This is a genomic window from Candidatus Methylobacter oryzae (assembly GCF_003994235.2).
Lineage (GTDB): Bacteria > Pseudomonadota > Gammaproteobacteria > Methylococcales > Methylomonadaceae > Methylobacter_A > Methylobacter_A oryzae.
On record NZ_RYFG02000079.1, the window covers coordinates 1 to 15,186 of the forward strand.

The 15,186-nt window shown below is 50.5% G+C and carries 12 protein-coding genes; 2 read left to right on the forward strand and 10 right to left on the reverse strand.

The annotated features are described in order from the left end of the window. Nucleotides 1-131 precede the first annotated feature (131 nt). From EKO24_RS08300 to EKO24_RS08310, 3 genes are read right to left on the reverse strand one after another with little or no spacing between them, the layout of a single operon-like run. The gene (locus EKO24_RS08300) at nt 132-686 is read right to left on the reverse strand and encodes a MarR family winged helix-turn-helix transcriptional regulator (protein ID WP_127030604.1); all 555 of its coding nucleotides are present in this window, start codon (nt 684-686) and stop codon (nt 132-134) included. Between the two features lie 40 nt (nt 687-726). After that, nucleotides 727-1,806 carry a hydantoinase/oxoprolinase family protein gene (locus EKO24_RS08305; RefSeq protein WP_127030603.1) on the reverse strand — a complete coding sequence of 360 codons (1,080 nt, stop codon included), beginning with the start codon at nt 1,804-1,806 and terminating at the stop codon, nt 727-729. Continuing rightward, nucleotides 1,796-2,800 (reverse strand): ATP-grasp domain-containing protein, encoded by a 1,005-nt coding sequence (locus EKO24_RS08310; RefSeq protein ID WP_127030602.1) that lies wholly within the window; start codon nt 2,798-2,800, stop codon nt 1,796-1,798. Before EKO24_RS08310 ends, EKO24_RS08305 begins: the two co-directional genes overlap by 11 nt. Nucleotides 2,801-2,904: 104 nt before the next feature. On the opposite strand from EKO24_RS08310, the gene EKO24_RS08315 reads away from it, so the two are divergent. After that, on the forward strand, nt 2,905-3,600 hold the full coding sequence (locus tag EKO24_RS08315; protein WP_127030601.1) for a HisA/HisF-related TIM barrel protein: 696 nt from the start codon (nt 2,905-2,907) through the stop codon (nt 3,598-3,600). Nucleotides 3,601-3,765: 165 nt separating this feature from the next. On the opposite strand, the gene fae is transcribed toward EKO24_RS08315, so the two are convergent. The 7 genes from fae to EKO24_RS08350 all read right to left on the reverse strand — a co-directional run bounded on the left by fae (nt 3,766) and on the right by EKO24_RS08350 (nt 13,813). Then, nucleotides 3,766-4,275, reverse strand: coding sequence for a formaldehyde-activating enzyme (gene fae / locus EKO24_RS08320; protein ID WP_127030606.1), 510 nt, complete (start codon nt 4,273-4,275; stop codon nt 3,766-3,768). A gap of 111 nt (nt 4,276-4,386) precedes the next feature. Then, complete coding sequence (locus EKO24_RS08325; RefSeq protein WP_127030600.1) at nt 4,387-5,235, reverse strand: triphosphoribosyl-dephospho-CoA synthase; 849 nt, start codon at nt 5,233-5,235, stop codon at nt 4,387-4,389. Next, nucleotides 5,232-6,137, reverse strand: a complete 906-nt coding sequence (locus EKO24_RS08330) for an ATP-grasp domain-containing protein (protein WP_127030599.1) — start codon at nt 6,135-6,137, stop codon at nt 5,232-5,234. The genes EKO24_RS08325 and EKO24_RS08330 overlap by 4 nt, the downstream gene beginning before the upstream one ends. Beyond that, on the reverse strand, nt 6,138-7,121 hold the full coding sequence (gene mch / locus EKO24_RS08335; protein ID WP_127030598.1) for a methenyltetrahydromethanopterin cyclohydrolase: 984 nt from the start codon (nt 7,119-7,121) through the stop codon (nt 6,138-6,140). Then, nucleotides 7,099-8,241, reverse strand: a complete 1,143-nt coding sequence (locus tag EKO24_RS08340; protein ID WP_241674437.1) for an ATP-grasp domain-containing protein — start codon at nt 8,239-8,241, stop codon at nt 7,099-7,101. Before EKO24_RS08340 ends, mch begins: the two co-directional genes overlap by 23 nt. A gap of 502 nt (nt 8,242-8,743) precedes the next feature. Next, entirely contained in the window at nt 8,744-9,706 is a 963-nt protein-coding gene (locus EKO24_RS08345; RefSeq protein ID WP_127030597.1) for a beta-ribofuranosylaminobenzene 5'-phosphate synthase family protein, read from the reverse strand. Nucleotides 9,707-10,003: 297 nt separating this feature from the next. Beyond that, nucleotides 10,004-13,813 (reverse strand): AfsR/SARP family transcriptional regulator, encoded by a 3,810-nt coding sequence (locus EKO24_RS08350; protein ID WP_127030596.1) that lies wholly within the window; start codon nt 13,811-13,813, stop codon nt 10,004-10,006. 117 nt (nt 13,814-13,930) lie between these two features. Between EKO24_RS08350 and EKO24_RS08355 the strand changes: the two genes are divergently transcribed. Beyond that, a complete protein-coding gene (locus EKO24_RS08355; protein ID WP_143733201.1) occupies nt 13,931-14,980 on the forward strand; it encodes a TIGR03032 family protein in 1,050 nt (349 codons plus the stop codon). The last annotated feature ends 206 nt before the right edge of the window (nt 14,981-15,186 follow it).

Sequence of the window (15,186 nt, forward strand, 5' to 3'; positions counted from 1 at the left end):
TAGCGCTTGCGGTGTTTTCTTTTAGCCATTGCAAATTTTAAATTTTGCAGGTTTTGCAACTCAATGGCTACTTTTAAAACACGCACTTAGCTTTATAGCGTTGCATGACCGTCTCTTCGGTTATGCAGCGATCAACAAACGGTATGCTCTTGGCATATTTTCTCGCTATCGACCTGGCTCAACCGTTCTTTGGTTAAGCCGCAAACAAAACCGTCCGCAGTCGTAGTGAAATATCTGCATGTTTTACAAAGCCCGAATGACTGGGATTTATTAGCTTTTTGCAACGCGGTCAGCGCATTAACGAAAACGTTTTCCTGACTTTCATTTTTATTGAATATTGCCGAGGCTTGGCTGTATAAATCCGATGGGCGAGCTTTATTCAAGATGTCGCCGCCTTCCGCCAAAAGGCCAAGATGTACCATGCGGCGGTCATTTACATCGGCAGTTTTCTTGATATAGCCTTTTTTTTCCAGCAGCAGCACAGTTTGGGAAACGGTGCCCCGGGTCATGCCCAAATAATTAGTCAGTGCTGCGGGGGTATCGCTATAGCGGTTGCAGCGGGATAAATAATCCATTACCTGCAAGTGAACCGGCTGTAAGCCCAGTTCTGTACATTTTTTACGTTCTTCAGACCGGATCAGAGCCGACATTCGTTCGATCAGGTCAAATACATCAATTTTTTCCATAGAGCCTGTAAACATTTATTAATGTTGACAAAAAAATATTTTAACACAACCTTTTAAGTATCGAATCGCTATTTCTAACAAATAGACTGTTCGCTAAATAAGCAACAGCTGCAGCAGGCGCGCAGTCTGACGTCTCCATATCGGAGCTAATTTCAACTGCCGATAATAAATCCGAAAAATCCAGATAAGGCCGGCCTAAGTTCAACGCAATCTGCTTAACTAGAAACCGCCCTACTCCGGCGCCGACCAGCGGGCATTCTTGCGGTAATCCATGTTGCGACAATCTTGCCTCGCAGGCTCGCTGTATTTGCTGTAGTTGTTGGGAGCGGATATTTTCAGCAAATTGTTGCCAGCGATGCAGTTCATCGGGATGAAAATCGCAACCGATCATTCGAGATAAGCGTCTTGCGCTCGCCGGGATTGTTTTTTCGGAACCATCCGCTGTGTCGGTTTGATCGTGAGCTTCGTTGAGCTCACCGTTAACTCGGTAAACATCGGCCATCGTGGCAAAATATTCGGCCATCAAGCCTATTTTTTTGCCTTGATCGAAGGCTGTTTGCGTAACGGCCATTACTGCGGTTCTAATAATGCCGGTATAAACTAATTCTTCGGATATTAAACGCTGATAATCGGTGTAACCTTCCGCCAACACTTGCCCATTATTCAGCAGCAATATATCGGTCGTGGTGCTGCCGCAATCGATAAAAAGTCCGCTGCCGAGTTTCTGTGCTGCAAATGAGGCGCTGGCCAGCCAGTTGGCTGAAGCAATAGACAGATAATGCGCAGTTTCGATCTGCGACGGCTTCAGAAAACCTTCTTTTCCGGCAAAAACCAGGATTTCATTGCCCGGCAACAAATCAATCATCGTTTGAATGATTTGCTTAACGCCATCGTCCCGGTTGTCGAACAGGTCAACCAGCTCCCCTGTCATGGTGATCACATGGCGACAGTCCGAGCCTGCTAGTTCCTGCATAATTGTGTTTACTGCGCATTGCAATTGATCCAGTCCCTTCCATAGCGGACACGGTTGCTGATAAACGGCGATAATTTTACCGGCACTGCTTACGGCTGCCTTGACATGTGCGCCGCCTACATCCCAGCCGACGATATTAGCTTGCATGAGCTTCCTGTTTTGTTTGAATAGTGACGGGGTGATTGCAAACGGGCTTAAGTGCCGGTTCGCCATGCAATAACTGCAAGACAGCTTCGGCAACATTGATACCTAAGGCTTCATATATGCCTACGAACGACGTAGTCAGACGGGGATTGATTTCAAGCACCCAAGTTTGTGTTGGTGTTTCTATCAGGTCGATGCCGGCGTAGCCCCATAGCTCCGGCAAAGCCAGGGCTATTTTATCAATCAATTGCCGGTATGGGCCTAAATCGGGGTGATGGTTTACCACGACTTCCGCCAAATGATATTGCCGGCCGATGAATTCGAAACGCTGAGAATTAGCGCATATCGGCCAGCCCCGGCCCTGCTTGAATAAACACGATAAACTGGTTTTTGCGCCTTGAAGATGCGGCTGAATAACGTATGAGCCTTTCCGAGCCGCCATCTGTTCAAAATCCTGCTGGTTGCTAATTACATAACTGTCTTCACAGCCCGCGCCATCAACCGGTTTAACCATCCATTCACCGCCTGTCCTGAGCCTGTCGAAGGAGGAGAAATAAGTATCGTCAAGTATTCGGGTAGGTACCGCTGCTATTTGATATTGGTTCAGCAACTCATACGTTTTAAATTTGTTACCGGCAATCGCGACGGCAGTTGCCGGCGATGTCGGCAAAAGCTTGCCTGACAATTCAACTGTTTGACACAGATTTTGTAAAATACCGTCGAATTCCGGCGCAATCGGCCATACCAAGTCAAATTGCCGAACCAGCCGGGCAAATTCTTCCGCAACATCATGCTCAGCTCCGATGACGACGTTATTTACGCCGGCTAATGCGCCAATCCGCCAATCAAGCATAACAGTGACTTCAAGACTATTCAGCCGCATCAAATTATCAAGCAGCGCATTAAGCATCAGACGGCCTTCGCCAGCCAGGGAATCGGGCAGCTCCTGCTTATTGAAGCCGCCGCCAGTGATATACTCGAACACCAGGATTTTCACAATAATCAACTACGAACTAAAACCTGATATTGTATCACCAGTTCAAAGCGAGCTTAGAACTGCAAAACCTGTCATTAGCTATTCAAAACTTAACTTTGCTTTTTATGAAAATAATTCCGGTAATAGACTTAAAAGACGGCGTCGTCGTTCATGCCCGGCAGGGCAATCGGGAAGGCTACCAGCCTATTAATACTTACTTGTGCAAGTCATCCGGTATTTTTCAAGTCATTGATGCTTTTTTGAGTATTTATCAGTTCGATACTTTTTATATCGCGGACCTGAACGCGATTACCAATCAGGGTAATCATGACTATTTAATAGCGGAGGTATTAACGCGTTTTCCGCGAATAATGTTTTGGATAGACAAGGGTTATCGGAAATATGATGAAATCAAGCAACTGCCTGAAAACACGTTGCCTGTTTTAGGCAGCGAATCTTATAAAGACGAGACTATTTCGGAAATCAAGGCTTATAAAAACAACTTTATTCTTTCGTTGGATTATTCAAATTCAGGGGCTTTGGGCGCAAAAAACCTTTTTTCCGACCCAACTTTTTGGCCAAAAAATGTCATCATCATGACTTTGGGACGGGTGGGCTGTAACAATGGCCCAGACTTCGACAAATTAAAAGAATTTTGCAGACAATATCCGGGCAAAAGTTTTATCGCCGCAGGCGGAATAAGAAATAAGCAGGATTTGATGGCTTTGAGCAAGGCAGGGATTCATCAAGCGCTTGTTGCCAGTGCCTTACACTCCGGCGCCGTTAAAGCTGAAGATATTGCAGAAGTCTCGACTTCCTGAGTTGTCTGTTTTTGAGTCTAACTAACGGCCTTTGCCTACACAAATCCTTTAGGCAAAAAAATACCCCGTTAAGCCGGGGTATTTTTAGCATTCTTGATAACTAAGTAAAACTTATACCCAAAGGGCATAAGTTTCGTTTGAGCAGACAAGCTGCTCAACTCAGCTTTAGTTAGCAGCGAATGGATGTACAGCAGTACCTTTAGCAGCAACAACTTCAGCAGCAGTAGGAGTGCCAGCTACAGCGCGAGCAATAGCTTCTTTAGTTGCTTCGTAGTTGTACTGTTGGATTTTAGCGTCGTCTTCAGCAGCCCAGTGGATGAATACGCCAACAGAGATAAACAAATCGTCAGCTTCAGAAGCAGGGATTGTGCCGTCTTCAACAGAATCAGCAACAGCCATAGCAACACCGCGTTGTGCTGGACCAAACATTTGGACAGCTTGTTTTGCGCCTTTGATTGTTACTTTGTTGAACAAAACAGTCGCTGGCTTAACCATCAAATTAGGAGCAACAACAGCTAATAAAGTAGAGAAACCGTCTTTGTTGTTGGTCAACGCGTTTGCGAATGCGGTTTCAGCCGCAGAACCTCTTGGACCAATGATCAAGTCAATGTGCGCAACTTCGTTGCCTTCACCAACTAAAGACTCACCAACGCGTAAGTTATTGATTTTAGCCATGCTTAATATCCCCTGTGAAGAAAAAAATGAAAAAATTGAATCTACTATTGACATTGTTAATGTCCCCTTATTTGTTTTTAACAAATTCCTTTTGAAGCCCTAACAGTATTGTTACTGATTAAGATCCTCTAAAAACGCCGTGAATACTGTGGCTACGACCATATCAGCTGTAGTACCCGGATTTATACCATACTGCTTAAGCTCCTGATCCAGACCAACAAGCAACGGCTTTATTAGCTCAGGATTATCAGTTTCTGAAAGCTTCCCACTGAGCTGGGCCATTTTGCCAGCAACCATCTCAGAATACTGATTTCCATATTTCCTTTCGATGTGACTGTCAGGAAACCGGCTCAGCATGTCGGCATAAACCGCCACAGCCGCCCAATTCCTATCATTCCATCGATTTAAGAGAATAGTATACCTTAAAACTGTGAAATTAAAAATATCTTGATAATCAGTTGCGTATTGAAGCGCGATGCGGTCCTTCATGCTGGCTATTTTCATTGCCTCAGCCAATGTAACTGTTGCTTTCCCACTCACGTCCTGATCTTCGGATTTGCCCAAGCCGCCCGGCGATGCCAGCGTTATCGCTTTAAAAACCCACTCGGCATCCTCTATCGTTGTTTCGCTAATAACCTGGCTTACAGCCTGCCTTAAAGTCAGGCCTGAATAGTTACCGATTGCCTGAATCAACGGCGCGCACAACAAAATAATGCCAAGGTTCGTATTGCAACCCACCGCCTCGCGAGTGGCCTTGACCGCATAATATATTTTCTCGCCCAATGAGTAATCGGGATTGCAAAGCGGCTCCGCACTGACCTTGGCGCTAATCCTGAAATCAGCCACGGTCATATCGTGACCTTCCGCATAAACGCTGACGTTGCCGGGCTTAAAAGCTTGCACGTCAACCTCGCAGGCTTGCAGATAAAGCTCGCGCAGTTGTTCCGGCGAAATAGTCATGCCGCGGCAGTATTCCTGTTCATCTTGCGGTTGATTAAATCGTCCGCCATTAACCCTGCAATATTGACATCGCAAACACTCTCCAAGCCTTTCCAGGCCGGTATGCTATTCACTTCAATAACAGTGCAACGCCCTTCCCTGTTGCGGATAATATCGACTCCGGCATAATCCATCGCTAACGCATTGGTCGCCTTAACGGCCAAACCGACCATTTCGGGTTCCAGGTCGATCAGCTCGCAGCTCGCGCCGCGGGCAACATTATTCAGCCAGAATTTTCCGCGCCGGCGCATCGCCGCGACTGCTTTGCCGTTAATCACAAAAACGCGATGATCGGAAAAACCGTCGCCTTCGCAATGAATAAAGCGTTGCAAATAATAGACGCCATGACTGCCGGTCAGCCAAAACAAGTCCGTCGATTTTTCAATCCGGCGTATACCCTCGCCTTGCGATCCGAACAAAGGTTTGCTGATAATCAAGTTACCTTGTTTTAATTCGCTTTCCGCAATCTTTAACGCTTCATCGTGATCGCGCAACACCCAGGTCATCGGCGTCGGCAATCCGGCGTTATGCAGCAAAAAGCTGGTCATTGCCTTATCGACACTGCGCTCTACCGCGCGGCCGTCATTGTAAACAGGAATTCCCATTGCCTTTAACGCATGCAGGAAATCCAGGTACAACACCACTTCTTCGAGCGAACCTCCGGGCACGCCGCGCACAAAAGCCGCATCGGGAAGTTTGTGCTCAAAGCCTGGAATATAAATCGGTTGCCGGCCGACTTCGATTGCAAACCGGCATTCCGTCAAAGACACATAATCACAACTATAGCCGCGACTGGCAAAAGCTAAACTCAGTTGTTTGCCATGCCAGCCGGGATCGTCGGTAAAGATTGCTATTCGACCCACTTACGCCCCAAACGACTGGTCCAGCAACGCATTATCCAGCTTGCCGGCGCGGAAGCTCTTGCCTGATTCCACCGCTGTCACAATAACGCTGGCCGGACTGAACAACATCGCGTCGATCTTAAAGAAATCGTATTCATACTGTTTAAAGATGTCCGCAAACGGTTTGCCGTAATCTTTAGATGTTGAACTGGGCAATTCTTTAGCCAACTTTTCAGCCGCTTCATCGCTGCCTTTGACAAAGATATGCACTTGGCCTGCGAACAGGATCGCGTCGTTGGTACGGCCCATAGCCTTGACGAAATTAGGATGCGGAGGACAAATAGGCGCGCTGCCGCTGCCGTCGATGATATTTTCCAACGGAAAATGCAAGGCATGGGCCTTATGCATGGCCACTTCCAGAACTCGGGCAACCACTTGCACGCCGCCGGCCAGACTGCTGGTTGGTGTGACGATGATAGTCAACTTGGATGGATCGACTTTGCAAGCTGCGGCGACTTTTTCGACGATTTCAACTGGCGGAACCGCATCGTTTTCAATGACCAGCACAGTCGAATCATTGCTGTCCTGATAACCTAATTCCTTGTATAACTCTTCGACAGGCTCCTGATTGCCGTCTTTGACTTTGGTTGCCATAGCCCGCGCCGGGCCTGAACCTAACGCATAATATTTCTCGTGCGACAAGCTCCAGCCTGCATATTGGCTGCCCAGACAGCCCAGCACCGGATTGCCGGTATGAACATTGACCGACAACGGCCAGTTAGTCGTATAAGGGCTGTGTGTGATAGTCACAGTACCCATGCCGCCCAGGCAGATTTCAGCAATGATACGTCCCGCCTCTATCCCGCCCGGCACCTTGATGCCCGCGTCGATAATGGTGCAGCCATTGGCTAACTTTTCCACGCCTAAACGTAATTTGTCGGCATTATCGAGTAAATGCTGCACCAAGGGCTGGGTCAATTTGTTAACGCTGGCTGTATATTCCATGTCGATCGAAACCTTCTAGTTTATTAATGATAAATTGTTGTTTAGCCAGCAGCTGTTCCGCTACGGACTGTGAGTTTTTTTGGTGCGCAATAATACTGCAAATCGGCTGTCCGGCGCGACACATATTGCCCGGTTTGGGTAAATCCATGCACCAAGACGGCCATTCAAAATGATCGGGAATGATCAAGTCATGGCCGGCATAAACGATTTGATAGCCGACTTGCGGGAGCCGTGCGGAACGATAATCCGGCAATTGCCCCCCGATACACGTTTGAATGTGCCTTGTCAGCAAATCCTGGCTGTATAACTGCATGCTGGCCGAAGGACGCGGATTAATTTCCAGAACGTAACTGCACCCGTCGGCATGAATAAAGTCCAGCGAATTCAAGCCCTTTAGCCCAAACGCCAAAACCATTTGCTTTAGCCAGTCCATTATCTCGATCTTGTGCTTATCCGCTAGATCGACGCTGTTGATCACGCCTGAAAAAGCAAACTCCTGGTTCCCGCTTAAACGTGTAGGCCACTGGCTGTTAAAACCGATTACCTGCACTTGCCGCCCGTCAGCCAGAAACAAGGCCGAACATGCTGCGCCGGCTTGAAATTTTTGCCAGTAAACCGGGGCGACTTCATCGTCACCGACAAGGTAACGCTTTATTCCCAAACCGCCCTGGCTTCGCATAGGCTTAAGCAGCCAGCCGCCGGCACAATCGGGCTTATTTAGAACAACCTCGGGATAAGGAATATTCAGCCGATCCAGCACCGAAAAAAACGCCGACTTCTCCAGTTGCATTGCAAAAACATCGGGCGCATTGCCTAACATAACCAAACGATTATTCAGGTAATACAGGCTTTCCTGGTGACACTCGAAACCGCTACCGTAAACCACGTGAGCAACCGCATAATGCTTAATAAAATAATCGACGGCAGGCACCAAGTCCGGTTCGGCTAATGACGTTACCTGACGGAAATCTTCTGCATAGGCTTGCGTATCCAGGTCGCCAAACAGGTCGATGACCAGCGGTTTTAAACCTGCGCTTTTTGCGGCTTGCGCCAGCATCCGTCCGGAGCCGGCAACAACCAATACCGTGTCCTGGCCTAGTTCGGTATTAATCGGATTCACTCTGCCGGCTGAATCTAAGAAGTAACTCTAATCCCACGCTACCGTCGGCCGAATAACTTACTCCATAACGAATTGCCGGCTGGCACTGCCGTTTTTGGCTGTTGTTTGGAGTTCGGCGGAAGCGAAATAACATATTGCGGTGAAAAGGGAGTGATTTTAATAAAAATATCAAGCCTTACAGGTTTCCTCGCCTGATGCTGGTCATTGTTTGATTCATCGCAAATAACGTTATAAGAAGCGATTAATTTTTTATCGACATAAGATTGGAGCTTTACCTGAACGGCGCGCCGTAGATTAGTCCTGAGAGTAAGGTCGTTACCCCGGCTATGCTGGGTAATGGCCGCGTAAACGGACGAAGCTTCGGAAGATATTTTTTCTAATAGCTTATCGGTCATATTTTTAAACAAACTTAGTAAAAGCTTATACAGCGCCAACTCGGCTTAATTTACCATCACAGCCGGCTGCCGCTACATGGATTATCTACTTTACTGAAAACCTCTTCTTAAGCGACAAAAACGTCTCCGCCGCTGTTCCGCGCACTGGCAACAACAAAACTCAACTTATCAAAATGCGCAAACTCCTGTCTGGCTTGATCGGCAATCGATTCGGCTAACGCAGCACCTTCAATAGCGCAAAACCCGGTCGGCCCCCACGAGGTTTGGCCGATAGCCACCGCGCCTTGCCGTTCCAGCCATTGCATGGCCGCCGCCACTTCGGGGCTGGTAAAAACGCCGCCTTGAGCCGAAGAAAAATGCTCGCCGACTGAGCGTTGTAATTGGGTAATCACATCGCCGAATTTGGCAATATCGTTTTCGGCTACAGCCGGCAAGCCTTGCATCAGCAATAAATAACATAAGCGGGCGGCCTCCTGTTGCGGGAAAGGCGGCAGCTCCTGGAATGCCTGTATTTCCTGTTGGCCGTGCAAGCCTTGACCGCGTTGATCGAACACCAGAATGAACCGCCATTCATCCGGCACATCCATATGGGCCAGTACCGGCGGCGTAATCGTTTTTTCGCCCCGGCCGCCATCGACAACCAAACCGCCCTGTTCAAATACACCGATGCCGATGCCGGAACGCAAGCCCCGGTCGGTTACGGCGGCGATTTCCCGCACCGTCAAACCCAAACCGTAAAACTCGTTAAGCGCTACGCCGATTGCCAACGACATTTGCGTGCCCGAGCCCAAGCCCACATGTTCAGGAATTGCGGTTTCAATAGCGATATTAAGCTTGTCCGGTACATGCAGTGTCTCGCATAACATAGATACGCACTTTTCCGCCCGTTCAGCGGCGGGACCGGTAATAGTGAGCCGTTCGCCGCCGCTTATCGACAAGTTAGTGCTGATTTCATTAAGCGCAACGCCGATGCTGCCGAAATGCCGGCCCAACGATCCGCTTAAATCGATGAAGCCCATGTGCAATCTGGCCGGCGCAATGACTGAGACTTTAGAATGTTGAACTATCAAGACTTATGACTGTGTTTGTGCTGCAAAAAATTGCGGGAAGTATACATGATCGGCCTATTTGCTGCGAACTAAGGATTTGGTTAAAAATAACTTCCAGAAACGACTGCCTTCTCTCGTCAAGCCGTTCGTGCCGACTCCTTCGATAAACTCAGGAGAGCCCTGTCGAAGCATGATCGGCTTGACGCGCGGTAGGCCAAAATTTTTCCGCCCACCTTTCAACAAACTCAGGGCGAACGGAAAAATTTTAAGCATCTGCAAAGGCGCGCACAGCGCGCCCTACAGTAGCGAAAGCATTGTTCAACCGGCAATGCGTCCAATCAATTCAGCCGCCTGCCGAAGATCGGGATTATCAACCTCCTCCGTAAACCCGCCATAAACATCTTCAAGCAATGTTTTAGCCTCAGCCTGTCTGCCTTGCCCAAGCCATAACCTCGCCATACTGGTCGCTGCCCGCAGCTCCAGCGATTTCGCCCCTTGCTCGCGGCTGACCGCTAAGGCGCGATTAAAACAAGCTTCGGCTTTATCATGCCGGCAAAGCGCTGTCAGGCACTCGCCTTTGAGCCGGTGAAGCTCAGCTTCAAAATGATGGTCGTTCTTTTTATCGCCTTCGGTGAGCGCTTCGTCCAGCACGTCCAAGGCCTCGGCAATTTGCCCGTGATGAAGCAGTGCTTCGGCAAAAGGCGCGCTAAAAGAAATAATCACGCCGCCCATGACAACACGCATGTTATCAACGCATTGCCTGATTTGCGCGACGCCCTCGCTGTTACCCTGCATGGACAGCACCCAACCTTGCTGCATCGAATTGGTCACCTGCCAAATCAGCAAATCTTTTTTCTGCGCAAACAAAATACCTTCCTCGGCAAAAGCCAGCGATGCGCTTACATCTCCGGACCAGCGTTGCAAAGCCGAAGCAAACGTTAAAACAAATCCCAATGTATTGGCGTGGCCGAACTGCCGCGCCCGTTTGAGCGCAAGCCGGCTGACTTGTTGCGCTTGTTCTGGAAAACCCTGAAACCACAATACCCATGACAGAAAAGCCTGGCTGGTGACGCCGGTTACCCTTCCTGAATCATCGGCTTTGACGTCCTGGTCGCTGATAGGGTCAAGCGCAATTGCTTGCCGTTGATGAAAGCCAGACTCCGTAAACCGGCCCATCCAAAACAACGTATTGCCCAAGACATGATGCGCCTGCTGGAGCATCTGCGGATTAGCGCTTTCTTGCGCAATGCTCAATAACTGAAGGCAAAGAGAAAGACCTTCCGTATTGCCAAAATCGGGATGAGAGCTTATGCCGATACAAAGGCCAATTTGCGCCTGGAACAAGCCGGGCGTATTGCCGATTTTTTGGGATAATTCCACCGCACGGTAAAAAGCCTGTAGCGCCGAGGCAGAACCAAAACCTTGCGTTGTCTGCAACGCAGGCCCAAGCCGAACTTGCAGGGCAAATTCCAAACGGTCTCTGTCAATGCCGGCAGGCAGGCTTTCAAGCGCTTTTAGTCCGGACTCAAGATACTCGACCGCCTCAACATTGTAAGAATGCAAAGGAGCGCGTTGCGCAGCCCTGAGCCAATAGTCGATAGCCTGCCGGAACTCTCCCGCCGAGTCCAAATGCCTGGCAATAACTTCCGCCTGTTTTTCAACAATATCGGGACGATCGGCCAGCAGGACTTGTGCAATGCGGCGATGCGCCGCCTGCCGGCCGGCCTTGGTTTGAGATTGGTAGGCTGCTTCTTGAATCAGCGCGTGCTTGAATTGAAAAAGCGTATCGCTTATGCCCAAAACCAAACCGGCATCCTGTAACCGGCGTAGCGAATACTTCAACTGAAAAGCGCCAACAGAACAAACATTGCCCAACACATTCAAATTGAACTCGCGCCCGAGGGTAGCGGCAAGCTGTGCGATCTGTTTTGCCTCACCCATTTTGTCCAAACGCGCCGCCAGAAGATCGCGCAACGTCGCCGGAATGTCGGCCTGATCGCTCAGGTCAACCATCTTCGTTATCTCCTCGGCAAACAGCGGTATGCCGTCGGTGCGCTCCACAATGCGGTTAACAGTCTCCGCCGGAATATCCTTGTTTAACAAAGCAATCAGCTCCGCCACTTCGCTATCCGTCAGCGGTTCGACCTCCAGAATCGATGAAAAAGAGCGATCCCAGGGAGGAACAAACTCGGGACGGGTAGTGAATGCGGCAAGAATAGCCCCGCCTTGTTTTTGCTCGACTAATATAGTCAAAAGTTCCAGCGTGGACGGATCGGCCCAGTGCAAATCCTCGACGACCAGCAATACAGGCTGCTGTGCCGAAAGTCTCTTCAACGTATCGATCAGGATCGTGCAAGTCAGCTCCTTCTGTTTTTGCGGCGAAAAATCGGAGAGCTGATAATATTCGGCAGGCAACGAGAGCAGCTTAGCTAGCGCCGGCACAGCGTCTTCTCTTGATTGCTGATAATGCCCGTCGACGTACCTGACCACCTTGCCGAATCTTGCTGCCGGGGCGTCGTCGGATGCAAAACCCAAATTAGCTTCGAACATTGCAATCAAAGGATGAAAAGGCGATTGACTAAATTCCGGGAAGCAGCGCAATTCACGGATAACATGCGGACTGCCGGCCAGCCGCTGTTTAATAATATGCAGCAGGCGGGACTTGCCGACGCCTGCCTCCCCCTGAATCAATACGACATGTTGCAAGCCACTTTCTGCCTTTTTCCATAAAGCCATCAGCTCGTCTATCTCAGCTTTGCGCCCGACCAGCGGCGTTAACTGTGTCGCCGCATCCAAACGAGTGCGCGCGCCGCTTTCACGTAGCACCTTAAATACGTTAACCGGGCGCGCAAAGTCGGGTAGCGATTGAGGGCCCAGGCAGACGCAATCGAAATATCCAGCCACAATAAGATGCGTATCTGGACTGATCACCACCTCGCCATAGCCTGCACACTTACGCAACTGCATTGCAAGCGTTGACGTTTTTCCTGCCAAATCCATGACCGGTGCATCGGCATCGGCGATGATCAGGCCGGTATGAACGCCCACGCGAATTCCGGCATCGTTTTCGGCCTCGCCGGTAATCGCCAAAGCCGCTTGCACTGCCCTGATCGCGGCATTTTCATCAGCGTGGGGAAAACCGAAATAAGCCAACAAACCGCCGCCATGCGTTTGCACAATATGTCCTGAAAACTGCCGGATGATTTCAATGCAGCGAGCCTGGGGAGCATTTAGCCGCTCCAGCAAGTCATCGGGATCTTCAATGTCGGCAAAAGTCAACGCGCAGTAGAGCACCGTCACCTGCCGGCGCTCCGCAGGTTGCGATAACAAGACCGGCCGAAGCGGTGTTTCCGGCACATTATGGCGAAGCTCACCGTTACGGATGCGCTCGGCCAAATGCCGGGTTTCCTCACTGGGTAATACGTCCAACTCGCTTTTTAGATGGCGGCAACACATATCGTATTGCTGAATAGCCAAGCCCGTTTGGCCGTTCAACGCATAGAAGCGCATAGCCCGGCGATGTCCATCCTCATCCCACGGCGCCAGTTGCGTATGACGCAGGGCGTATTGCAAAGCCTTGCCGTAATCGCCGATCCGCTCATAGCCGGTCGAAAGCCTATCCAATAAAGAGATAGCGCGGCAGTGCAACGATTCGCGTTGAATCTGGAGCCAGCTTTCAAAACCCTGACTCTCCGGCAAGGATAAACCGGCCAAAAACTCGCCCCGATAAAGCGCAATAATCCTCTCCTCACGACGATAATCGACCTCTCCGCCCATTGATAATGGTTCGAGGAAATCCAGCACATCGACATAACCGTTCGGGACAAAACGAATCGTGTGTTTGCCGGCCTCGAACAGATCCGTACCGGCCGGCGTCTCCAATACCCGGCGTAGATCCGCCAGCGTCCGGCGCAGATTATTTCGCGCTATGGTCGGATTATGGTCCGGCCACAACAGTTCAGCCAAAACCTCGCGTTGGTGATCCTGCTCCCGTTCCATCGCGAGATAGCCGAGCAGCGCGCGCATCTTGTTGTAAGTAAATCCGGCAACCGGACATCCGTCCAGGTAGGCATTAAAGCCGCCCAGAAATATAAGTTTAAGACCCTGGTCTTCGGTAAGTAACGACATTGAACGATGATTGAACGGTGACTTTGTACGATAAAAATTACGTTAATTATCGCTGAACGCCATTAATTGCGCATGAAAAATACCGGCCTAAGCCAAATTCATTTTAAGGAATCACCGATGGAAACCACCGAAACAACCGTACCGTCACTGGAAATCACCACCTCGCGGCAAATGCTATCTTGGCTCGACGAGCAAAAATTGTCCATCGCGCTGACCACCTACCAGATCGGCAAACTGTTCTTCCTGGGCCTCAACCCGAACGGCGAACTGTCCGTGTTCGAGCGCACCTTCAACCGCTGCATGGGGCTTTGCACCACCGATAACGGCCTATACATGAGCAGCCTGTACCAGATCTGGCGTTTTGAAAACCTGCTGACCGATGGCCGCAGCCAGGACGGCTACGACCGCCTGTACCTGCCCCAGGTCGGCAACACCACCGGCGACCTGGACATCCACGACATGGCCGTCGACGCCGACGGCAAACTGGTATTCGTCAACACCCTGTTCGGCTGCCTGGCCACCTTAAGCGAAACCCACAGCTTCAAACCCTTATGGCGTCCGCCGTTCATCAGCAAACTGGCCGCCGAAGACCGCTGCCACCTGAACGGCCTGGCGATGAAAGACGGCCGCCCCGCCTATGTGACTGCCGTCAGCCAATCCGACGTCGCGGACGGCTGGCGCGACCACCGCGCCGACGGCGGCATCGTGATTGACGTCAACAGCAACGACATCATTGCCGGCGGTCTGTCCATGCCGCATTCGCCGCGCTGGCATAACGGCAAACTGTGGCTGCTGAACTCCGGCACCGGCGACTTCGGCTTTATCGACCTCGACACCGGCCGTTTCGAGCCGGTCGCGTTCTGTCCCGGCTACATGCGCGGCCTCAGCTTCCACGGCGACTACGCCTTGGTCGGCCTGTCCAAGCCGCGCCATAACAAAACCTTCAGCGGCCTGCCGTTGGACGACAATCTCAAATCGCGCCAAGCCGAGCCGCGCTGCGGCATCCAGGTCATCGACCTGAGAACCGGCGACGCCGTGCATTGGCTGCGCATCGAAGGCGTCGTCGACGAACTCTACGACGTCGTCGCCCTGCCCGGCGTGCGCCGCCCGATGGCGCTGGGTTTTAAGACCGACGAAATCCGACGGGTGCTGAGCATTGAAGAATGAACAAACAATCAAGCCCGAGTACGCAGCCATTGTTGTTTGCGCCGGGTAAAAGCAAATCCGTTCGTCCCGAGCCCCATTCGACAAAGCTCATGACAGGCTTCGACTACGCTCAGGAGAGCCTTGTCGAAGTACGAACGACAACGGATTCGCGCTGGCCTAAACAGCTCTTACACGACAGATCGATACCGACTGAACAGCAGACTCAT

Coding starts and splice junctions, on each gene's coding strand:
- EKO24_RS08355 (WP_143733201.1), top strand. CDS start 13,931: ATGGAAACCACCGAAACAACCGTACCGTCACTGGAAATCACCACCTCG.
- fae (WP_127030606.1), bottom strand. CDS start 4,275: ATGGCTAAAATCAATAACTTACGCGTTGGTGAGTCTTTAGTTGGTGAA.
- EKO24_RS08300 (WP_127030604.1), bottom strand. CDS start 686: ATGGAAAAAATTGATGTATTTGACCTGATCGAACGAATGTCGGCTCTG.
- EKO24_RS08350 (WP_127030596.1), bottom strand. CDS start 13,813: ATGTCGTTACTTACCGAAGACCAGGGTCTTAAACTTATATTTCTGGGC.
- EKO24_RS08325 (WP_127030600.1), bottom strand. CDS start 5,235: ATGACTATTTCGCCGGAACAACTGCGCGAGCTTTATCTGCAAGCCTGC.
- mch (WP_127030598.1), bottom strand. CDS start 7,121: ATGGAATATACAGCCAGCGTTAACAAATTGACCCAGCCCTTGGTGCAG.
- EKO24_RS08315 (WP_127030601.1), top strand. CDS start 2,905: ATGAAAATAATTCCGGTAATAGACTTAAAAGACGGCGTCGTCGTTCAT.
- EKO24_RS08305 (WP_127030603.1), bottom strand. CDS start 1,806: ATGCAAGCTAATATCGTCGGCTGGGATGTAGGCGGCGCACATGTCAAG.